Origin of the sequence: Micromonospora sp. CPCC 205558, from assembly GCF_036902955.1 — a bacterium.
Classification (GTDB): Bacteria; Actinomycetota; Actinomycetes; order Mycobacteriales; family Micromonosporaceae; genus Micromonospora.
Genome location: NZ_JBAKHR010000047.1, coordinates 25,154 through 45,149 on the forward strand (window position 1 = coordinate 25,154; position 19,996 = coordinate 45,149).

The following is a 19,996-nucleotide window of genomic DNA, read 5'->3' on the forward strand; positions in this document are numbered from 1 at the left end:
GGCCCGTCACGTCCCCCCGTACGAGACGGTCCCTGCACCCGCCGGACAGGTGCGCGGCAGGGCCGGGGAGGGTCCGGCCTCGCACAACAAGTGAGGGGAGATGACGGTGGCGAAACGATTCAAATGGTTCGTCCCGGCCCAGGACGGTCGGCAGTACCGGCCGTTCGGCATCGACTGCGAAGGCGCGGCGACGCTGTTCGGTCACCGCGGCGAATGGAACCGAACCGGCGTGGGTGGCCCGGATCAGCCATCAGCTCGTGAGCTCGCCGCTGAAAACCGCGCCTTCTGGGCCGATTCTGATCTGCCGCCCGTCGATCAGCAGCTCGCTCTCGGCTCGCGCGTCGACGAGGAGGTCGCCTCGTGAGCGTCCCCCGTGCTGTGCCCGCCATCGAGCCCGGGACGCTCTTGAGGCTCGGCCCCGACGATTGGTATTTCGGGCGGGACCTGACCCCTGGCACGCCTGTCGACGTTGTCGTCGCCTGGCTTCGCACCGACCTCGCGCACCTCAGCGATGAGTGGCTGTGGGTGCGTGGCCATCGACCCGAGTGCGACTACCCGCAGGTTGATCTGCACCCGGCCTGTATGGAGCTACGTGTCAGCGTCGCCGCGCTACGGCGGATTGCGCAGACGCCGTGACCGGCACCGACGAAAGCGCCCGCCCCGTCGACCGTTTCGAGTCGGCCCGCCTGACGGTGCTCCAGCACGTGGATGACGGCACCTGCTTCCACTGCAGCGACAGCGAATGCCCACAGCACGCCTGGGCGATCGAGGAGCTCACTCACCACGCCGGCGGCCGACGCCTCCTCTGCCAACTCGGGCTCCTGCCCGCCGCCGCCAACTCAGCTCTGAGAGGCGAGCCGCGGTGAACAGAGCACCTGGCGCAGCCGATGAGCAGGCCATGCCCGCCCACAATGAGCCGGCACCGCCGCGTCGGCCGGTAAGAGCCATCGGTACCGCCGCCGCAGTCAGCCCTCGCATCGCCGACGAATTCTTCTACATGGCGCACGACGACCAGACTGGCCGGCCCCGCCTCTTCGATACGGCACTGGCCTCGGGCCTCGCTGCCGCGCTGCTGGTCGAGCTGTACTACGAACGCCGCATCACGTTCGAGCACGGGAAGGTCGAAGTCCTCCAGCGGCTCCCGCCGAAGGACTGGCTGCAACACCTCGTCCTCGACCAGTTGATCGCACAGCCACAGCACACCGACACCCGAACCTGGCTGGCGTTCCTGGCCACCACCGCCTACGAGCAGGTCGCCACACGCATGTGGCAGGTCGGGCTCCTTCAGCAGCAGCAGATCGGCCGGCTCTGGCGGCAGCGCACCGTCTACGTGCCGACCGACATCAACACTGCCGCCTGGTCGTGGGCCCGACTGTCCCAGCAGGTGCGCAACTACCGCCAGCTCGACCACTTCGACATCGCGCTGGCCGGCCTGACGCTGCACACCCAGCTGGACACAGCCCTGCTCGACGGAGCGCCGTACAGCGCTCACGCCCACCTGCGCCAACTGGTCAACCAATCGTGGCTACCGCTACGCGACCTCCTCGCCGACCTCAGCAGCGTCATCGGCGCCGGCGTTCTCAGCCACCGCACCTCCTGACGCGCGTTCACACACCCCCTTGACGAAAGAGAAGCCATGCCCCGCTCGAAACCTGACACGGTCACAGCTGTCCTGGCACGCGGCCGACTCGGCATCCCCTCCGTGGTGTTCTTCGTGATCGCCGCAGCCGCGCCACTCACCGTCATCGCCGGCGGAGCAACCACCGGGTACGCCGTTACCGGCGTGACCGGCATCCCCGTGTCGTACCTGGTCGTCGCCGCCGTGCTCGCCATGTTCGCAGTCGGCTACGTGGCCATGTCCCGGCGGATCGTTAACGCCGGTGCCTTCTACACCTACGTCACCCACGGACTCGGCCGCCCAGCCGGCGTCGCCGCGGCCATGGTCGCACTACTGGCCTACAACGCCATGCAGATCGGTCTGTACGGCGGGTTCGGCGCGGTTCTCGCCCAGTTCCTACAGAGCCGGTACGGCTGGGACACCACCTGGTGGCTGTGCGCGCTGGCTGCCTGGGCCGTCGTCGCCGTGCTCGGTCTCCTGCGCATCGACCTGAATGGCAAGGTCCTGGCGGTCATGCTCGTCGCCGAGTGCGCCGTCGCCCTCGTCTTCGACGCGGTCATGCTCGGCCACCCCGCCAGCGGAACGGTTGCTTTCGATACCCTCGCCCCGTCGCACATCTTCGCCGCCGGAATCGGCGCCGCACTGGTCACCGCAATCACGGGTTTCGTCGGCTTCGAGGGCACCGTCGTCTTCAGCGAGGAGACCAAGGACCCCCGACGGACCGTACCGCGTGCCACGTACATCGCCGTGGTGCTCACCGGCCTGCTCTACGGCCTGTCGGCGTGGGCCATGTCCGTGGCCACCGGTCCTGACAGCATCGTGGACGCTGCCCGGGCCGACGGGACCGATCTGATCTTCAACCTCGTCTCACCGCACCTCGGCACAAGCGTCGTCACGATCGGCCGGATCCTCTTCATCACCAGCCTGTTCGCCGCGCTGCTGTCGTTTCACCACACTGTGGCCAGGTACCTGTTCGCCCTCGGGCGTGAGCGGGTGCTCCCCGCCGCACTGGGTCGGACCAGCCGCCGCACCGGCGCGCCGAAGATCGGCTCGATCATCCAGAGCGTCGTCGCGGTGGTCGTACTCGTCGGCTACGCGGCGGCGAACGCCGACCCGATCGTCCACCTGTTCTTCTGGGTCACCGTGACCGGTGGTCTCGGCGTCCTGGTCCTGATGACGGTGACCTCTGCCGCGGTGGTCAGCTTCTTCGCCCGCATCAGGCACGGCGAGGGGCCGTGGCGGGCCGTCGTCGCACCGCTGATCGCCACGATCGCGCTGACCGCGATCCTCCTTGTCACCCTGGACGAGTTCGACACCCTCCTGGGCGTTCATCCGCACTCGCCGCTGCGCTGGCTCTTCCCGGCCGCGTACGCCATCGTCGCCCTCATCGGCGCGACCTGGGCGCTGATCCTCCGCGCGGCCAAACCAGACGTCTACAACGCCATCGGCCTCGGACCGGAGAGCGCCACCGCATCCCTCCGCAGTCCCACCACCGTCCGCCAGCCGGCCTGACCCCTTCCAGGAGCTTCAATGCCCGACATCAGCACCAGCGTGACGGTGCGCCAAGCAACCCGAGGCGACGCGCAAGGCTTGATCTCCGTTCTTGCCAACGCGTTCTTCGACGGGCCCGTCGCCGAGTGGCTGGTCGCTGACCTCAGCGACCGGCAGACCGTCTACCGGCGGTACTTCGAGCTGGCCCTGAACCACGGCCTCGACAACGGCCACGTCGACACCACGGCAGACCTGTCCGCCGTCGCAATCTGGTACCCGCGCACCGATCCGGAACCGAAGAGCGCACTGGAGTATTCAGCGGCGATGGAAGCGGCCACCGGGGTGTACGCGCCGAAGTTCACCCTTCTCGACACCATGTTCGAGGCGTTTCACCCAAGCGAGCCACACCACTACCTCGCCTACGTCGCCGTCGATCCCGAGCAGCAAAACCGTGGGGTCGGCGCCGCGTTGCTGAGCCACCACCACCGCCAGCTCGACGCGCTCGGCATGCCTGCGTACCTGGAGGCCAGCAACCTCCGCAACCGCGAGCTGTACGTCAGACTTGGGTACCGGGCGGGGCCGCCGATGATCCTTCCTACCACCGGGCCGACGATCTGGCGGATGTGGCGCGGGCAACCCAATGCCGCCCGGCCTGCGGGCTTCCCCGAGAGCGGATTGCTCCCACGCCGGAGTGCCAGGTGACCCCTGCGGTGTCGACCCTGCTCGCACGACCCGCTCAGCCCAGCGATGTAGCGGCGATAGCCGCTCTGCTGACCCGAGGTCTCGCCCAGGATCCGGTGGCTGAGTGGCTTGTGCCCGACCCAGCCGAACGGCAAGCCGTCTTCCAGGGACTGCTGGCGATGGAAGTCGACCACGCTGTCGAGTGGGGCGATGTTGACGTGTTACCGGATATGAGCGGCGTCGCGGTGTGGCGTAGGCATCCGGCCGACGACGTGCCCGTCTTGTCGGATCATCACCTAGGTACCTTCACGAGGCGAGGCATGCCTCGGTTCCGGCAGCTCAGCGCCCTGTTGAACAGCTATCAGTCCGACGCGCCCCATCACTGGTTGGCATGGCTCTACGTGGCGCATGACTGCCGCGGGCAGGGCGTTGGCACCGGACTGCTAGCCCGTCACCACCAGGTCGTCGACCAACGCGGGCTGCCAGTCGACGTAGTCGTGACGAACGAGCGCGCCCGGGATTTCCTGGCCGCCCACGGCTACGTCGCCGGGCTGCCGCTGTACCTGTCCAGCGGGCCACGACTCTGGCCGCTGCGCCGGTCCGGGCTGAGCAGCGCGCGGTCCGACCACGCCAGCCGGAATGAGGAGGTGTGATCTGCCGTGGCCGAGACCCCAGAATCCACCGGTACAACCGCTAGCGCGAGCGAGTGACTATGCGCCGCGAGGCCTCCGAGCTGCGTACGAGCCTCGTCGACCGGCTACGCGCCGAGGACATCGTCCGCACGTCCGCCGTCGCGGTTGCCTACGGCACCTCAATCAGCGCGGCGTCGCAGCCGCGGATCGTGGCCATGATGCTCGAACAACTCGCCGTACGCCCCGGCCAGCGGCTCCTGGAAGTCGGGACGGGCGCCGGCTACAACGCTGCCCTCCTCGCAGCCATCGTCGGTGAAGCCGGACGTGTGGTCACGATCGACGTCGACGAGGACCTCGTCAAGAAGGTGCGCAAACACCTCGCAGCCGCGGACGTCACCAACGTCGACGTGGTGCACGGCGACGGGGCACTCGGCTACGCCAAGGGCACCCCCTACGACCGAATCATCGCGACCGTCGGTGCCTACGAGACGCCGACGGCTTGGCTGGAGCAGCTAACCCCGGGCGGACGACTCGTCGTGCCGCTACGCCTACGCGGCGCGGCATCGCGTTCGATCATCTTTGAGAGGTCCGAAGGCGGCTGGCGTGACCAGGGCAGTGAACTGGCAGTGTTCATGCCGCTGGGCGACATCGGCGACGACGCCCGCCGACTCGTCCCCCTCGCGCCCGAACAGGACGTCATCCTGCAGGTGCACAACGATCAGGACGTTGATGCCGCAGCGCTCGCCGGCGTACTGGAAACCGAGCGCCGCAAGGTCTGGACCGAGGTGTTCTTCCCCCAGATGGTGCCGTACGAGTGGATGGACCTTTGGTTGGCCTGCCGCCTCGACAACGCCATCATGCGGATGAACGTGCAGCCCACGGCAGTCCAACGCGGCGCCGTCACGCCGATGTTCGGGTGGGGCGCGATGGCGACCACTCGCGGTGCGGACCTCGCCTATCTCACGACCAGGCCGACGCCGGCCATGCCTGACGGCAGCAGACTGCACGAGGTGGGCGTCATCGGCCACGGACCCAACGGGCGAGATCTCGCGGACCACGTCAGCGAGGAGATCCGCAGCTGGAATACCACCTATCGCTCACGCTCGGTTCGCTTCGAGATTCCCGCCGCTCCCGTTGAAGCGGATCCCTCGGTCGGTCGCTTCGTCCTCGCGCGCCGGCACCACCCCATCACCGTCACCTGGCAATGATCAGTACCGGACTCTGACCCATCTGTCTTCTCTGGGATTGCTCCGTCCTGCAACGCTGAGCAGGTTCAGTGTGGTCTCCGAGATTGGATTCGGCATGCGCTCGCTCTTGCTGCAATTGCCCGCCCTCATCGGTGTTCTCATCGGCGCCCTAGCTACGTACATCGCGACGGCGGCACAGGAGCGAGGTCGTTGGCGCCGGCAGCAGGCGGCCCGCTGGGATGAGCGGCGGATCACTGCCTACTCGGACTACGCACATGCCGTCAAGAAGGTCATCTCAGTCTCGGTACGCCTCGCCGCAAAACGCGGCGTATACGAGGATGACTTCTGGTTCGGTGGGGACATCAACGAAAGAGATCTGCTCACGGCGGAGGATGAACGGACGACTCGATGGGAAGCAGTGTTGATGCTGGGCGACGACGCGGTAGTCGCAGCCGCCCGGCAGTGGCATCAGGTGACCTTCCGGCTCATACGACTGGCCTTGGGTCAGCCCAGTGATCTGACGTGGAACGAGGCGGTCCGCGCTACCGGTCAGGCGCGAGGCCGCTTCTACACCGCTGCCCGTAGGGATCTCGGCGTCAAGTTCGACGAGTCCTCCGCGCCATACGAGTGGCAGATGTCCAAGTGGCTGATTGAGAGACCCGAGGATAGGAATAACGCGGTTGGCGCCGATCCGGTCGCCTAAGAGCCCCTAGCGAAATGATGTTGAGCCTGTCCTCGGGACGCGATGATCGTTCTGTCTGAACATGAAGAGGGGTGATCAGCAGGTCGGAAGGCACTGGCCAAAGTCACCGATAGCGTAAGGGTCGGCCTACCGGGGCGAGCAGCTCGTCCAGCAACTCCAGCTCCGCCCACCCGTTGACCGCGATCTGGCCGGAGGCGTCGACCGTTATCTCTACACGGTCGGGCGTCCGTCCCACAAGATTGAGCAGATGCGGAAACCGGTCGCTCAGCACGACAAACTCCTGGTTCGTCGAACCTACCCACGGTCGAACGGTATCGATCCGGTCGCGGAGAAACGGTCCGGCAACAAGCAGGTCCGTCTCGCCGAGCAGCGCGGCAACATCGCCGCGGCCCGCCTCAATGGCCTGCCGTAGCTGCGCCTCGGTGTATCCCGTAAAGGTCATGATCGATCGGCCAGCGCTCCGTACCGCGCGAGTGACCTTGGACAATGCGGCGGCTTGATCGAACGGTTCGCCGCCGAGCAGGGTAAGCCCGGCGGTGTCCGCGTCGAGGATGCGGGTCACTAGGTCGTCTGTTGCTACCTGCTCCCCGCCTCGGAAGCTCCACATGTGCGGATTGAAGCAGCCGGGGCACCGGATGGCGCACCCCTGCACCCAGACCGCGGTGCGCTCGCCCGGTCCCTCCGCTTGAGTTGAACCAAGGAACCTCGCTACTGACACCACCGCCGCGTTGCTGGTAGGTCGAAGGGCGAGTTCGCCATCAGACATCGAGCACACGGCCGTGGGGTGGTGGCGGCGTCGGGCCAGGCTGCCGCCACTGCGGAGGTGTGCAGGTCAGCAGGTTTCGGAGATGGGCGAACTCGTGCGGTGCAAGATTCGCTACCCCGGCTACCTCCTCTACGCTGCCGAACCCGCGACGCGCCTGCCGCTCGGCGATCACCCGGTGCACGCGGTCTACGTGGAGGTGCGGGAGCGCAGCGAGCTGCTCGAAGGTGGCCGTGTTGACATCAATGGCTGCCGGGCCCCCGTCCGTGGCTGGGGAGACCGTGAAGGGCTGCGGCGGCGGGCCGTACGACTGCTGCGGAGGCGCTGGTACTCCTGCTGGCCCAGCCCCGTAGTAGGCGGCCGGGTTCGGCATGATGTTGGCGATCGACGGAGGCGGGGATGTCGGCGTGTAGCGCGATGGCCCGGGGGGCGCCGGGGGGTAAGAGCTGCCTGCCCAGGCCGGCGGTGGTGCGGTTGGCTGCGCGTACCAGGGAATGTGGGTTGCCCGCCAGCGCAGCCACGCCGAGTTGATGAGGCAGGCGTGCAAGATGCTCGCCGCCCAGATGGCCAAGAGCGTGCCGACGGCCCAGCCGCCCACGGTGGTCGTCTTGTCTGGGTCGTCGAAAAAGGGGATCGTGCCTGCACCGATGACGGTGTAGGCGATGCCGGGGATCCACCAGTCCGGCCGTCGGGCGCGCAGTCCGACGTAGAGGAAGCCCGCTCCGGCGAGGCAGCCCATACCGAAAATTGGGAGCAGAAGCCACCAGCTGTGCTGGATCCGCCATTGCAGGCTCGCGCCTGGGTTGGCGGGAGGCAGTGGAGGCGTCCACGGCCCGTTAGGCACGTTCGACATTGCGCTCTTCCTGGAGGTCCTGGGTATTCACGTTCGTTCTGGTGTAGTCGGCGGTGTAGGCACTCTCAATGGTGCGTGCGTCGAGCAGATCTTCCAGGATCGTGATGTAGTCGAGGCAGCCGCTTCCCGCCAGGCCCTTGGTCTCGGCACTCACAATGCCCGCGCTCGTCACGGTCAGCACGATTCGTGGCTTCTCCGTCATGACAGCCGTCCCTCGACAGCGAACACCATCCGTACGCTCGCATCCTCGGCGACGGTCTCCGACTCGAGCCGAAGTCCAGCGGCCGGTGCGCGTTCCCGCAGCTGCTCGAGCACCGCACGCTGCACCTGCCGTCCGTACTCGGCGTCGATGGCCCGAACGATGTCGACGGCTCCCTGCTCGTCGACGTCACCCGTGAGGTGCGCAGACCACACCGCGTCCGGCCCGCGCTGGAAAGTCGCCTGTACGCGGTCCCAGGACGCCACGATCTCCTGATGGTCGGCGGTGACTACGGCGTTGGTTTGGCGCAGCGCTGCCGAGAGCAACGCCTCATCCCGCATCCGCGTCTGTACCTGGCAGATGACGCGGCCACGCTCATCACGGCTGGCCGTGGCCCCGCGCACGGCGGCGACCGTGGCCACGGCCAGCGGCACCAGTATCAGTGAGACACTCAACGTGGCACTCCCCTCGGTCCCGTCGTCGACATCAAAACTCGACCGATCTTCCACCACTGTGAGGGGGTGGTGCATCGCCGGATTGGGTAGGAGCCGTGGACGCAATGGTGGTCCCGGGACGGCCAGGAAGGTCCCAGTCTTCTGCGGCCGTCGCCGCCACTGCACGCATATTCGCCCAGGCGCGGATGGCGCTGATCCGCTCCGCCTGGGTCACGCTGAGCGGCACCATGTTGACCACGCCGTGGACCAGATCGTCCTTGTGCAACGGGCGTCTTTCCGAGAAGGCATCGAAAAGACCGGCGACGACCGCCTGCTCGAGCTCGGCTCCCGAATAGCCCTCGCTCAGCCCCGAGAGTTCCTTCAGCAGTGCGTCGTCGACGGTGAGGTCTCTGGCGACAGCAGGGTGCGTCATCCGCTTTGCGATGTGCACGGCCCAGATCGACGCGCGCTCCGCAATAGTCGGGAGATCGACGAAAAAGATCTCATCGAAGCGCCCCTTACGCAGCATCTCAGGCGGGAGGCTTTCAATGTTGTTCGCGGTAGCGATGACGAAGACGGGCTCTGTCTTCTCCTGCAGCCAGGTGAGGAAGGTGCCGAAAACGCGAGATGACGTTCCCGAGTCACCACCGGCGCCGCCGCTGGCGAAGCCCTTCTCGATCTCGTCGACCCAAAGAACGCACGGTGAGGTGGCCTCGGCGGTGCGGATAGCGTTGCGCACGTTCTGCTCGCTGGATCCGACCAGTCCGGAGAAGACCCGACCGATGTCGAAGCGCAGCAGCGGCAAACCCCAGCTAGCGGCGACGGCCTTTGCGGTGAGCGACTTGCCGCAGCCAGGCACACCAGTGATCAGCACACCGCGCGGCGCGGGAAGCCCGTAATCCGCCGCCTCTGCCAACCAGGAACTATCCCTTTTAGCCAGCCACCGCTTCAGATTTTCCAGACCACCGACGTCGGCTAGGTCGACGTCGACATCGACGAACTCCAGCAGTCCCGACTTGCGGACCGTCTGCCGCTTCTCCTCGTGGACCACCGCGATGTCGTCAAGGTCGAGCACACCGTCGTTGACCATCGCGCGAGCGAACGCGTTCTCCGCCTCCTGCAGCGTGAGACCGAGAGCTGCCTTCGCCAACCGCTCTCTCCCAACCTCATCCAGGCCGATGCGGATCCGACCGCTGGCGGAGTTGGCCGCGATCATCCCTTCAAGCACCATGCGGACCTCGTGCTCACTGGGCAGCGGGAAGTCAACGATCGTGACGTCCTTCTCCAGCTCCACCGGGATCCACAGCACGGGAGAGATAAGCACCAGCGCCCGCGCTACCGGGCCGGACTTGAAGGCTGCCGCCACATCCCGCAACCGCCGAACAACACCCGGACTCCCATGCTTGTCGCCACCCCCGTGCGCCGTGTGCAGGTCCCTGAATATGAGCACGCTGGGCTCGTCGATCCGAAGCACGGCGTTGAGCGCATCCTCTGGGTCCGTCGTGCCTTTCCTCGGGGTACCGTCCGGCTGAACCAGCCCTTCTGTCGCGGACCAGGTCCAGACGGCGCGGGGGGTACGGACCAGGGCCGCATCGCGGGCTACGGCAGTCACCTCCGCGACCACCCGATGCTCTTCGTACGACTCCACGTAGAGGATCGGAAAGCGCGCTTTGAGTAATTGCGACAGTGCCTCGCGGAAAGGCCTCGCCATCGCCGTCTCCCCCCGCCGACCGCCACCAGGCCGGCCGACTGTAGCAGGCCGCAGGCAGGATCGGATCCAGGGAATAGGCTTAAATTCGGGGCGTTTTCGCCGGGTGTCGAACAGGCACAGCGGACGCCGCAGTTGGTGCTGCAACCGGACTTCCACGGTGTTGAGGCCAGGTCCCTTGGGAAGCGGGTTGACCTAATCGTCGCTCGCGCTCGATGCGATCACGAGCGGGTTCGAGCAATGTGCACAGTCAGCGAGAGACGCAAGCACCTCGATGGTTCGTCGACACAAGTGCGGAATTGCGGAGGCGTTATGCCGCCGGGCGGTCCGGCCGGGGAGCCCACTTGCCGCCGTCCAGCCAGGCGTTGGCTCCCACCTCGGCCTGCGGGAACGGAGTCGTGGTGTGGCCACGGGTGCCGAGGTCGGGACGTTCCTTGCGCTCCTGCTCGTCGATCTTGATTAGGTCTGACATGGCTTCGACGTGCCGGCGCTCCGCGTCCAGCAGGAACGTCACGAAGTCCTTCACCACGGCCAGGAGGGCTGCTTCGGGGTTCGAGCAGGACGAGAAGAGGCCGTTGACGGCTTCGATGTAGCCGTTGAGGGCTTCGATGAGCTTGCCGATGTGCTGGTAGCCCAGGCCGGCGTACGCGTTGCGAAGGCCTTCCAACATGCTCGCGGCCTTCTTGCCCTCCTCGGCCAGCCGGCGCGTTTGAGTCTCGAGCTGGAGCAGGTAGGCCGAGGCGCGTTCGGCGTACTGGCTGAACGCCTGTGAGGCGCTGCCCTCCCAGTACAGCTTGAGGTTCTTCAGCTCGCCGTCCATCTCGGCGCGCAGCTCGGCGTAGGTGCCGGCTGCCGAATGTACGAGGTCGGAGCGGTTCCAGATCACCTTGGGCGCGGAGCGCCAGGCATGGACCATCAGGTCACTCAGCGGGAGACGCTGGCCGGTGCCCAGCTCGATCAGGATCGCCTCCAGCTGAAGCAGCGTGTCCCGGTGCTCGTGGATGAACGTGTCGAGCTGGTCGCCCTCGCCGTTCTCGTAGTAGGTGGTCCGGCCGCCAGAGAAGCCGAGGTTGTTGCCGTCGCTGCTGCCGATGGTGATCGGCTCCTCGACGACGCGGGTCCGCGGCAGCCGCTCGTTGCGGGTGGCACCCAGCCGGTCGTTGCCGTCCGGAATGACCAACACCGGGTCGTCGCCCGGAAGGTGGCGCTCGTGGGGCTGGGACAGGATGCCAGCCCCGCCCGGACGAACCCGGATGCTGCTGCCGTAGCCGTCGCCGAGCGGCAGGTATGGGCCCAGGTCCCGGTTGAACACGTCGAAGTTCGTGGTGACGTCCAGCTCGGTGCCCTCGTAGTCGGCGGCGATCTGCATCAGCCCGTCGGCGATGCGCTCCATTTCATTACGGGCAATGTTCGCCTCCGACAGCCTGCTACCCAGGGCCGTCGCCCAGTCTCGGTTGAGCTTGTCGGATATCCCCTCGAGCGTGCCCCATGCGGCGACCGGGATGGCACCGACGTCGCCGACGTAGCGGCGAACAGCGCTGTAGGTCACCGCGTCCTCGTAGCGCTCCACCCCGAAGGCCACCAGGGCCCGCGATTCGACCCGCAGGGCCGACGTGTCCGTGGTCATCCCCCGTGCCTCTCCCCCTGTGTCGGCTCGATCGGCGTGAACAGCTGCACGCCGAGGGGCGAACCGAAGTAGTCGATGCGCAGCTGGCGGTACTGCCGCCGGTGATCCGCCACTGCCGCGAGCAGGGCCGTCCGAATCTCGGACGCCACTTGGTCTGGACTACATCGGCGCAGCATCCCGGGCCGAATCTCGACCTTCAGATCGGCGTCGTGGTTCCGGACGACAGTCACCCAACCGTTGGCGGAGACACCTTCGGCCCTGATCCGGGCCACGTCCGCGAAGTAGCGCTCCAACTTGCCCACGGCGTGCTCCTAGTCGGTCGACGTGAGCGTCATCGCCCGGTCGGTGATGCGCTGCGCGCTGGTGTTCGCGTACGCGACGACCTGCTCGACCGCAGCGCCCGGGTTGCTGAAGTCCGCGTAGACGTGCGCGTACCTGACGTCGGAGGCCACGAACACGCCCGCGAAGATCTTCTCGTTGATCTTCTCTACGCAGGAACGCGCGACCCGGTACTTGGCGGCACTCGGATACGGAACCGCCTCGCCGTTGCAGGGTCCCTCGGCCGCCGTCTGGCGCAGATACGCCTCGTCGTCGCTCTGGGTGAGGCTCACGGCAATCCTGCCCGTGTACGACCGGTCAGCTGACGAGAAATCGAACTCGCAGCTGGCCACAGACTTGCTGGACTCACGGTTCGGTTCAGCATGGGTCAGGGTCCACGTTCCCTCGACAACGCTCGGCAGGGCCTCAGCCAACTCACTGCACGAGGGGACAGCCTCATCCTCGCCGAACGGTCCCCACCTCCAGGCACCGAGCAACCCGAGGGCTACGACGACAACGCCAGCCACGACGGCCAGCATCTTCTTGCTCATCCGACCGCTCACCAACCAGACCGCTGTTCATTCACCGGAGGCTCCACGTCATGTGCGGGCGGTTGCAGTGACGCCAACGCGACCCTGGCTGCGGCCCGCACCTGCCGGGCCAGCGATTCCTCCGTATGCCGGTGCAATCCATCGACCTCTACCGCGATGTCACCCCGATGAGTAGCGGCAATGCGAACAGACCGGTCCGGCGAGTAGACGTCCACGTCAGGGCCAGTGCCGGGGTCCGGGGCATCACGCGATCCGGGGATCATCGGACCGGTCCTTTCCGGACAATATGCGGACTGTCGCCATCGGGGTGCCTGCGAGCACCCGACCGGCGCGCCCCCGTCGCAGCGCCATCATGGCGACGACCCTACCAACGGGCGTCACCGACCCGCCGCCCTCAGTTATCACCGCAGATCAATCTGCCGTTGCCGCACGAGCAGCGTCAGGTTGCGTCCCTGCTACAGCCCAACTGCCTTACCGCGGTTGCCGCGGGTAGCCCCCAGAGGAGACGTGATCAATAGGTTCGTCCCGCGCTTCTGCTCGGACATCGGCCGATCGGCGACGACGGCGACCGTTCCGGATCAAGAAGATCGCCAAGGCCAGCAGGATCAGCAGCACCACACCGATTCCGACAGCGATCACGACAACCTGCTGATCAGTAGGGCCGCCCTGATCGCCGTACTTCGTCACGTCGAAGGTGTCGTCATCAGCTGCCTGGGCAGTGGCCCCAACCGAGGCCGCAGGACCCAGCAACGGGTTCTGGGAGACCGCTGGCACATCTGCCGTCAAGGCGGCCACGGGGTCAATTCGGCCGAACCCGTACTTCGGGTCGCGGCCCGCCGGGCCGGCATCGCGGGCGGTCTGAATGATTCTGTTGATCACGTTCGCTGCGCTCAAGTCTGGATACTTCGACCGGATCAGCGCCGCAACGCCGGAGACGATCGCCGCAGAGTCCGAGGTGCCATCCCCCCACCCGTACCCATGGTCTGGGCCAATGTTGAGGATGCCATCGCCGGGGGCCGCCACCACCGCCTCCGGCCCCTGCACCGAACCGGACCAGAACGCTCCACCACGGGTCGTACCCGTTACCGCTATCACGCCGGGAATGTTGGCCGGCGAGATGACCGCGCTCTCCCCCTTAGCGGTGTTGCCGGCGGAGGCCACCACGACGACGTCGCGTTCGAGGGCGTACGCGATGGCCTGCTCCTCCTCCGGCGAGGCGGCGCCCGGCCCTCCGACGGACACGTTGACCACCGTGGCACCGCCGTCGACGGCCAATCGGATTCCCCGGGCCTGCGCCTGGTCGCTAGCCGGACCCTTACCCTTCTTGATTTTGATGGGCAGGATCTTGGCGCCTGGGGCGATTCCGTCCACGCCGTCGGTGGCAGCGTTCGTCGCTGCGATGATGCCGGCCATGTGGGTGCCGTGGCCGTCCTCGTCGACACGGCCGTCGCCGGAAGCACCGTAGCTTCGACCACCGGGCAGCACCTGGCCCTGGAGATCTGGGTGGCTGGCGTCCACGCCACTGTCCACCACGGCCACCGTGACTCCACGCCCAGTCGACAGCTTGTGAGCCTGATCGATGCGGAGTTCGTCCAGGTACCACTGCTCGGCGCGTTGAGGTGCGGCGACGGCAGGTTGTGCGACAACGCCTGTCAGGAGTACGGCCAGCACGCTCGCCGCGACAGGCCGGAGCAAACCATCGTTCACACTCATCTGCCCCTCCTCATCGCAGGATGCCCGGAGACCCGGTGTCGTCGGCACGCCACGGATCGTCGTCCTCAGTCAACCACGACGACCCGGGACCGGATTCGTCGTTGTCGTCGGCACGGCCGCCGCCAGTGCCGCCGAGCAAACCACCGGCGCTACCCCGCGAACTACCCGCACCGGCACCGGTCGCGTTACGCACCGCCCTGGCTGCACTCGTCACCGGCGGCACCCTGCCGTTGCCACCGCCGACCATGCCGGGGATGCCGCCCGCACTGATCCCGCCACCCCCGACAGGGCTGCCCGCACCTCCGGCGCCGAGACCGCCTCCAACAACCCCGCTCGGCGAGCCGGGCCCGAGCCCGAGCCCGCCACCAACTCCGAGCGGGCTTCCGAGCGGGCTTTGGCCACCAGGGCCCAGGCCCGCCGAACCGCTGTAGCCGCCTCCGACGGTGGTCGGAGCACCGGCACCGGCCAGGCTGGTGGTGCCAAGGCCGAGCTCAGCTCCGGGGCCGCCGACGCCCGGCGAGGGTGTGGTGTACGAGCCGCCTGCCACGCCGCCAGTGAGGTCGTTACCGAAGCCGCCAGCGGTGGACGGCACTGCCGCGGCCGAGTGGCTCGCCGTGAGCGGCGCTGCCACTGATGCCCGTGCTGTCGAGACCAGAGCTGCCACCGAGACCGGAGCCGGAAGCAACAGAAGCGCCTTCCGTGCCGCTGGGGGTGTAACCGGCCGGAGGAGTTCGTGGACGGTATTCGTCGTGGCCTGTGACATCGTTCGCTCCCGGCACGACGAGTCGCGGTCGCTCGACCTCTATCGCCTTGCTCAGCGGAGCGGCAGCACTGTTGGCCGCCTGTTGGTTGTCGCGGTACCAGTTGTTCAGGTGGGAGCTGGTGTCCCACAGGCCGCCCCGCTTGTTGTCGTTGGCCTGGCCGTCGACCTTCATGGTCGCTTCCAGGTCATCGGCCTTCTCACGGAACGCGCCGTCGGCGTACGACGTCGAGTCGCTCTGGTAGTCCTTGCGCAACGCGGCAAGAAAGGCTGAGGCGCTCTCGCCGTCTTGAGCGCCATCGAGCTCGCCACCGTTGGGCAGGCTCCACTCGTTGATGCCGAAGTCGTCCCCCAACGGGATCGGAATGCTCGCGACCGCCTTACGGATGTCACCCTCGATCCGCGACAACGCACCGCCGACGTCGCTCGTAGTGGTGATCAGGTCCTCGATGCTCCGGCCGATGCCGCTCAGGTGCTCCCGGTAGGCGTCTCCCCCACTGCCCTTCCAGCTGGCGAGCATGCCGGGGAGACCATCGGTATGCGGACGCTCGGCACCGGGCGCGATCGGGCCAACGAACGACCGTCCGACCAACGCGTCCCTCAGATGACCCAGCGAGGTGGAGAGGTTGTTCCACCCTCCGCTCAACGCACCAACCGTCTCCGGATCCGCCGCCAGCGTCACCTCGCGGACGCAACGCTCCCACGTCCCAGTCATGACCGCCACTCTCCGGTCATGTAAGGGTGAGTAGACATGCCTGTCGCGACGGGCCAAGCGCCTGATTCCAGCAGCTCATGGGAAGGCTCATCTGAACCCAGCGCTGCATTGCCCAGCAGCTGCCGGTCGACGTGGAGCTTCACGACTGAGTGCCCTCCCCCGAGTTGACGCGAGCTTACAGTAGCCGCCTCACCCCGAAGAGCAATGGAGCGGGTTCCATCTATGGCTGGGATGGTCGCGATCGTACGACCGTGCTTCTCGGTGCATCGGTCGCTGATCGAGCCGCCACCCCGTCCGTCGAAGGCAGCGGACACGACAGGTCCGCCGCTACACTTCCCGCACGGTCCACCGTCGTTGGCCAGTGAGGGCGTGGTGCGGTTGGTCTCCGACGGTGGTCGCAGGCCCGTTGAGGACCGGCAATTGCCCCCAAGGCGATTGAAGGGTTTAGGTCGAGGACAGTCCGCTTCGGCTCCCGCACGATGACCACCTCCGGACCCAACCCGACGCTACCCAGCCAAATCATGTGGCGTGCCGCCGTGATCACTATCCGGATTTGCCGATGTGCGCGTGTTGGACCCGACGTAGTGGACCTGACTCAGGCAGCGCAGCACGCCGGGCGTCTGCTGAATGTCCGCAAGTCAGCGCCCGGTTGGGAACAGCGCGCTGAGCCGCGGTAGGCGGCGGCCCGTCTCCGCCTCGTCGTCGAAGTCCCACTCGTCCCCGGTGGGCGCTGGGTCTTCCGGATATTCGTGGTGGAGTGCCCGCAACGCGTCGATGATGCCCTCGTTCTCGCCGGTCGCCGTGTCATACGCCTGCCGGCTGACGTAGTTCAGCGCCTCCCACTCCGGCCAGTCATCGTCGGTCCACCGGTCGATCCTCATTGCGGCCAGCCGGCGCACCTGAGGGACGTCGGCGAGCGCGTCGGGGTCGGCGACCACGCGGTCGAAGCTGTCCCGGCCGAGGCCGACCAGCCACGGTAGGAAGTACCAGAAGCCGTCAGCGGAGCACAGGCCGGACATGATCCGGTAGCCGGCGGCCCACATCGTCCACGTCTCGGCCCGGCGGCGTGCGGAGGTGAAGGCAATGTCGAACTCCACGATCTCGGTCGGCGTTCGGGCCGCGAGCCGACGCTCGATCCACCCCGCCCGGTCCGCTCGACCCGCAGATTCCTCGATCAACTCCCAGAAGCCGGTCACGTCCAGACGGTAGTTGTGATCAGGAAGCAGCACGCCGTGGGATGGTCCGAACGACGTGCAATCCGTAATCGAGTCGGCGGAATCACGGGTGGAGCTGACGACCAGGCGCACCCGGGTCGGTCCGACGTCCGCAACTGCTGATGAGCGGATATCGGCGCCCGTCGTATGCCGGTCGACAGAAGTACCGCTATTCGCCGTATCCTCACCAGGTGGCAGAGGCCGACGTTGCAAATAGTGTCATCGATCGGCTGCTTTCAGCGCTGGCTGCGCAACTTGCCCTGTCGGAGGAGCAGGCCCTGTCCGGCGGCGCGGCCGAGGCGCTCGCCGATCTGAGCAGAGCCGAGGCCGAGCACATTTTCGGCCAAGCCGGCCATCTCGTCCACTACGGCGCAGACACTGAACCGCTGGAGTCCCTCATCCACGCGATCTCGGCCGTCCTCCGCACCGAGGCTCCGGCAGACGCTCCGTTCAAGCCGGGCGACGAGGTCCGACTCGTGTGCGCACTGCCGAAAGCTCTCTCGGAATACGACGAGACGTGGCTCCGGCAGATCAGCTTCACCGTGCGCTACGCCGGCCGAGGCCCGATGATCGACGTGCAGTCGGATCTGACCGAGGACTACATAGTCGCGACTGTGCCTGCGGCTGCGGTCGAACGCATCCCGAGGTAGCCGACGCCGCATCCGCCCATGCCGCGATTCGCGCGTTCGGTCCGCTCAATCGCCGATAAACACCAGTTCGCCGTGCTGCTCTGCGCAGCGCTCCGCCAGATCGAAGCCGTATCAGCCCATGATGCTCAGCGCCTGCCTTCGCCAGGGCGAGCAGCAGATCGACCTCGGCGACGAGGTGCTGCATCTGGCTGGCGCCGAAACGGGTCTCGCCATGGGGATCGAGCCGGCCCAACAGCCCGAGTGCCGAATTCCCGTGGAACACTACGCGTTCGAAGTCGCCAGCGGCATCGAAGGACCTGCCGGCGTTTACGGCGCGTTGTCGACGGGGCCCTGGATGAGATCGAGCAGATCGGTGAAGTCCCGCATCTCGATGCCTGTATCGGTGCCGCGTTTGAATTGAAGCGGGGTATACGACCCGGTATAGATCATGATCTTGCTGGTGGCCGCGAGGGCATCCGCGGCGACGTGAAGTCCGGTCAGTGCCGTGTTCACGTCGCGCTCGGACGTTCGAACGGCGACGACGGTCGTCTGATCGCCGCGGTGCAGGACCATGTCCGCTCCCGCCTTTCTGACTTCGAAGTCGACCACCGTATGACCCGCGTCGGTGAACCGGCTTGCCACGAAATAGGCAAGATTTTCTGCATGGTAACTTTCGCGGCTTTGGCTAGCCTGCTGCGGTAGTTGCCAGGTAAGTTGCCCGATGTTTTCTGGCGGCGCAATGGCAAGATCTTCGGCCTGCTTCAAGGTCTCGTTCGAGATGTCCTCGTTCAGGTGATCCTTCGCGCCGGCAAGAAAGTCATGCAAGGTGACCATGAGTAGCTCGGCGCCGGTCTCGTCGTGCATCTCCTGGACCAGTTCTGGCCGGGCCCGCTGCGCACGGCGATCCCTGTCAAGGACCCACAGGTCCTCCTTCACATCGGTGGTGATCCAGACGACCTTCCTGGAACCATCCTCGCAGGTTCGGAGCCGGTCGAGAATCTGGTACCAGAGGATCACATCACCGGCGGCGCCGAGTTCGGTGTCCTTCTCCGCAGCGTCCTTGTAACCCGGTGGCATCTTGTTGGGGAATCTGAACTCGACTGTCTCCTGAACGATTTGCCTGATTCTCGCCGAGTCGTAGCGGGGGCCGACCTTGCCGTCCAGCAGCGCCGAGAGACGGGCGAGGATGGGATCCTGGGTCTCATCGGCGAAATCCCGGTCGGTCAGGTCATGCTCGTTCTGGATCGCCGTGAACTCAGCAGTCACAGGATGAAGCAGTTCGGACAGCTTCGCGTTGATGTCGTCCTTGGCGAGGCCGTGCTGTTCGGCATGCCACTCGTTCTTGGCGTGGTAGGTCGTTCGGTAGTCGGTGAGGGCTTTCACGGCATCGCTGAGCGCCGCGACAGCTCTGTCGCGAGAGACGTTCACCAGCTTCTTGGCGTCGCCGTGCCGCTTCTTCTGGTCCGGGAGGACACGACGGCGGTTGCGGGCGAACTCCAGGGCCGACTGGTGCGGGATCCACAGCCGGTCTCGGTGGCGCTCGAGGGTTCCCAGGAGTTGTTGACGAGCGTCCGGGCCGATCCGGTAGCAGCCGAGGAGGATGTTCGCGTCAGGGACGAAGAGGCCGTCCTTGAAGTAGTCACCCACCGAGCCGGGTGGCCCCAACCAGCCGGGAAACATCCTCCGGAATTGAGCCTTTTCACCAGTCACGCCGGTCATGGTATGGCGAGAGCTGCCTTCCGACGTCGCCCGCCTGGTGCGATGCTGGCCTGCTTCCGGCGCAGATCGCATCGAGGGGGTGTCGTTACCGTCCGGGCTTCCGCGCCCAGTGACGCGGCCTTGATCGCTGCCGGTCGGCGCGAGTTGGTATCTGGCCGGGTGGATACCGCGGTTCGGCCGTGGAGCAGGTGGCTTGTGCGAGCCAGTCCGCAGCGAGTTGCCGGACCCAGGCAACCTGCGCCTCGATGATGGACTGCTGCTCGGGAGCAGGTGATAGCCGCGATAGTAGCTCGATAGTCTCCCGGAATGAGTGCGCTCGGCCGGCTGATTGCTCAGGAGAACACCGCAAGTGACCTGCTCGCGTACCTAAGGGACGTCTCGTAACTGGGTGAAGGCGTTGCCCGGGCACCAGTCCTGCGGTCAGCCGGCGAGGATGATGTTGTGGAGGTTGGCGATGCCGGAAGCGGCATCGGCCAATGTA

22 protein-coding genes are annotated in these 19,996 nt (G+C 66.6%); 10 read left to right on the forward strand and 12 right to left on the reverse strand.

What is annotated here, in order from left to right; all coding sequences use genetic code 11:
• Positions 1-106 precede the first annotated feature (106 nt).
• The 9 genes from V6U86_RS31680 to V6U86_RS31720 all read left to right on the forward strand — a co-directional run bounded on the left by V6U86_RS31680 (position 107) and on the right by V6U86_RS31720 (position 6,312).
• The gene (locus V6U86_RS31680; RefSeq protein ID WP_334509869.1) at positions 107-364 is read left to right on the forward strand and encodes a hypothetical protein; all 258 of its coding nucleotides are present in this window, start codon (positions 107-109) and stop codon (positions 362-364) included.
• Positions 361-636, forward strand: coding sequence for a hypothetical protein (locus V6U86_RS31685; protein WP_334509871.1), 276 nt, complete (start codon positions 361-363; stop codon positions 634-636). The genes V6U86_RS31680 and V6U86_RS31685 overlap by 4 nt, the downstream gene beginning before the upstream one ends.
• On the forward strand, positions 633-866 hold the full coding sequence (locus tag V6U86_RS31690) for a hypothetical protein (protein ID WP_334509873.1): 234 nt from the start codon (positions 633-635) through the stop codon (positions 864-866). Before V6U86_RS31685 ends, V6U86_RS31690 begins: the two co-directional genes overlap by 4 nt.
• A 32-nt stretch (positions 867-898) precedes the next feature.
• Positions 899-1,600, forward strand: coding sequence for a GOLPH3/VPS74 family protein (locus V6U86_RS31695; protein WP_334509875.1), 702 nt, complete (start codon positions 899-901; stop codon positions 1,598-1,600).
• Between the two features lie 36 nt (positions 1,601-1,636).
• Positions 1,637-3,130 (forward strand): APC family permease, encoded by a 1,494-nt coding sequence (locus V6U86_RS31700; RefSeq protein WP_334509877.1) that lies wholly within the window; start codon positions 1,637-1,639, stop codon positions 3,128-3,130.
• A gap of 18 nt (positions 3,131-3,148) precedes the next feature.
• Positions 3,149-3,811 (forward strand): GNAT family N-acetyltransferase, encoded by a 663-nt coding sequence (locus tag V6U86_RS31705; RefSeq protein ID WP_334509878.1) that lies wholly within the window; start codon positions 3,149-3,151, stop codon positions 3,809-3,811.
• Positions 3,812-4,110: 299 nt separating this feature from the next.
• A complete protein-coding gene (locus V6U86_RS31710) occupies positions 4,111-4,443 on the forward strand; it encodes a GNAT family N-acetyltransferase (RefSeq protein WP_334509880.1) in 333 nt (110 codons plus the stop codon).
• Positions 4,444-4,502: 59 nt separating this feature from the next.
• Entirely contained in the window at positions 4,503-5,630 is a 1,128-nt protein-coding gene (fxlM, locus tag V6U86_RS31715) for a methyltransferase, FxLD system (protein ID WP_334509882.1), read from the forward strand.
• 70 nt (positions 5,631-5,700) lie between these two features.
• Positions 5,701-6,312 carry a hypothetical protein gene (locus tag V6U86_RS31720; RefSeq protein WP_334509884.1) on the forward strand — a complete coding sequence of 204 codons (612 nt, stop codon included), beginning with the start codon at positions 5,701-5,703 and terminating at the stop codon, positions 6,310-6,312.
• Between the two features lie 103 nt (positions 6,313-6,415).
• Here V6U86_RS31720 and V6U86_RS31725 read toward each other — a convergent pair whose 3' ends face one another.
• From V6U86_RS31725 to V6U86_RS31770, 11 genes are all read right to left on the reverse strand, one after another.
• Positions 6,416-7,078 carry a 4Fe-4S single cluster domain-containing protein gene (locus tag V6U86_RS31725; protein ID WP_334509886.1) on the reverse strand — a complete coding sequence of 221 codons (663 nt, stop codon included), beginning with the start codon at positions 7,076-7,078 and terminating at the stop codon, positions 6,416-6,418.
• Complete coding sequence (locus V6U86_RS33470) at positions 7,071-7,928, reverse strand: helix-hairpin-helix domain-containing protein (protein WP_357842524.1); 858 nt, start codon at positions 7,926-7,928, stop codon at positions 7,071-7,073. Before V6U86_RS33470 ends, V6U86_RS31725 begins: the two co-directional genes overlap by 8 nt.
• Entirely contained in the window at positions 7,912-8,130 is a 219-nt protein-coding gene (locus V6U86_RS31730; protein WP_334509888.1) for a DUF2997 domain-containing protein, read from the reverse strand. Before V6U86_RS31730 ends, V6U86_RS33470 begins: the two co-directional genes overlap by 17 nt.
• On the reverse strand, positions 8,127-8,639 hold the full coding sequence (locus tag V6U86_RS31735) for a hypothetical protein (RefSeq protein ID WP_334509891.1): 513 nt from the start codon (positions 8,637-8,639) through the stop codon (positions 8,127-8,129). Before V6U86_RS31735 ends, V6U86_RS31730 begins: the two co-directional genes overlap by 4 nt.
• Complete coding sequence (locus V6U86_RS31740; RefSeq protein ID WP_334509894.1) at positions 8,614-10,272, reverse strand: AAA family ATPase; 1,659 nt, start codon at positions 10,270-10,272, stop codon at positions 8,614-8,616. Before V6U86_RS31740 ends, V6U86_RS31735 begins: the two co-directional genes overlap by 26 nt.
• A gap of 307 nt (positions 10,273-10,579) precedes the next feature.
• Positions 10,580-11,896, reverse strand: coding sequence for a hypothetical protein (locus V6U86_RS31745; protein ID WP_334509896.1), 1,317 nt, complete (start codon positions 11,894-11,896; stop codon positions 10,580-10,582).
• On the reverse strand, positions 11,893-12,198 hold the full coding sequence (locus V6U86_RS31750) for a hypothetical protein (RefSeq protein WP_334509898.1): 306 nt from the start codon (positions 12,196-12,198) through the stop codon (positions 11,893-11,895). The genes V6U86_RS31745 and V6U86_RS31750 overlap by 4 nt, the downstream gene beginning before the upstream one ends.
• Before the next feature lie 9 nt (positions 12,199-12,207).
• A complete protein-coding gene (locus V6U86_RS31755) occupies positions 12,208-12,765 on the reverse strand; it encodes a hypothetical protein (RefSeq protein ID WP_334509900.1) in 558 nt (185 codons plus the stop codon).
• Positions 12,766-13,236: 471 nt separating this feature from the next.
• The gene (gene mycP / locus V6U86_RS31760; protein ID WP_334509902.1) at positions 13,237-14,478 is read right to left on the reverse strand and encodes a type VII secretion-associated serine protease mycosin; all 1,242 of its coding nucleotides are present in this window, start codon (positions 14,476-14,478) and stop codon (positions 13,237-13,239) included.
• Between the two features lie 563 nt (positions 14,479-15,041).
• Entirely contained in the window at positions 15,042-15,953 is a 912-nt protein-coding gene (locus tag V6U86_RS31765; protein ID WP_334509904.1) for a hypothetical protein, read from the reverse strand.
• 638 nt (positions 15,954-16,591) lie between these two features.
• Positions 16,592-17,182 (reverse strand): DUF4240 domain-containing protein, encoded by a 591-nt coding sequence (locus tag V6U86_RS31770; RefSeq protein WP_334509906.1) that lies wholly within the window; start codon positions 17,180-17,182, stop codon positions 16,592-16,594.
• Between the two features lie 176 nt (positions 17,183-17,358).
• Here V6U86_RS31770 and V6U86_RS31775 point away from each other — a divergent pair, with 176 nt between their 5' ends.
• Positions 17,359-17,817 carry a hypothetical protein gene (locus tag V6U86_RS31775; RefSeq protein ID WP_334509908.1) on the forward strand — a complete coding sequence of 153 codons (459 nt, stop codon included), beginning with the start codon at positions 17,359-17,361 and terminating at the stop codon, positions 17,815-17,817.
• Between the two features lie 306 nt (positions 17,818-18,123).
• On the opposite strand, the gene V6U86_RS31780 is transcribed toward V6U86_RS31775, so the two are convergent.
• Complete coding sequence (locus V6U86_RS31780; RefSeq protein WP_334509910.1) at positions 18,124-19,506, reverse strand: PIN-like domain-containing protein; 1,383 nt, start codon at positions 19,504-19,506, stop codon at positions 18,124-18,126.
• Positions 19,507-19,996 lie beyond the last annotated feature (490 nt).

What these genes read in the sequence shown, in the direction of transcription:
- V6U86_RS31695 (WP_334509875.1), top strand. Translation starts at nt 899, where the DNA reads ATGCCCGCCCACAATGAGCCGGCACCGCCGCGTCGGCCGGTAAGAGCC.
- V6U86_RS31700 (WP_334509877.1), top strand. Translation starts at nt 1,637, where the DNA reads ATGCCCCGCTCGAAACCTGACACGGTCACAGCTGTCCTGGCACGCGGC.
- V6U86_RS31705 (WP_334509878.1), top strand. Translation starts at nt 3,149, where the DNA reads ATGCCCGACATCAGCACCAGCGTGACGGTGCGCCAAGCAACCCGAGGC.
- V6U86_RS31710 (WP_334509880.1), top strand. Translation starts at nt 4,111, where the DNA reads ATGCCTCGGTTCCGGCAGCTCAGCGCCCTGTTGAACAGCTATCAGTCC.
- fxlM (WP_334509882.1), top strand. Translation starts at nt 4,503, where the DNA reads ATGCGCCGCGAGGCCTCCGAGCTGCGTACGAGCCTCGTCGACCGGCTA.
- V6U86_RS31725 (WP_334509886.1), bottom strand. Translation starts at nt 7,078, where the DNA reads ATGTCTGATGGCGAACTCGCCCTTCGACCTACCAGCAACGCGGCGGTG.
- V6U86_RS33470 (WP_357842524.1), bottom strand. Translation starts at nt 7,928, where the DNA reads ATGTCGAACGTGCCTAACGGGCCGTGGACGCCTCCACTGCCTCCCGCC.
- V6U86_RS31730 (WP_334509888.1), bottom strand. Translation starts at nt 8,130, where the DNA reads ATGACGGAGAAGCCACGAATCGTGCTGACCGTGACGAGCGCGGGCATT.
- V6U86_RS31740 (WP_334509894.1), bottom strand. Translation starts at nt 10,272, where the DNA reads ATGGCGAGGCCTTTCCGCGAGGCACTGTCGCAATTACTCAAAGCGCGC.
- V6U86_RS31745 (WP_334509896.1), bottom strand. Translation starts at nt 11,896, where the DNA reads ATGACCACGGACACGTCGGCCCTGCGGGTCGAATCGCGGGCCCTGGTG.
- V6U86_RS31755 (WP_334509900.1), bottom strand. Translation starts at nt 12,765, where the DNA reads ATGAGCAAGAAGATGCTGGCCGTCGTGGCTGGCGTTGTCGTCGTAGCC.
- mycP (WP_334509902.1), bottom strand. Translation starts at nt 14,478, where the DNA reads ATGAGTGTGAACGATGGTTTGCTCCGGCCTGTCGCGGCGAGCGTGCTG.
- V6U86_RS31765 (WP_334509904.1), bottom strand. Translation starts at nt 15,953, where the DNA reads ATGACTGGGACGTGGGAGCGTTGCGTCCGCGAGGTGACGCTGGCGGCG.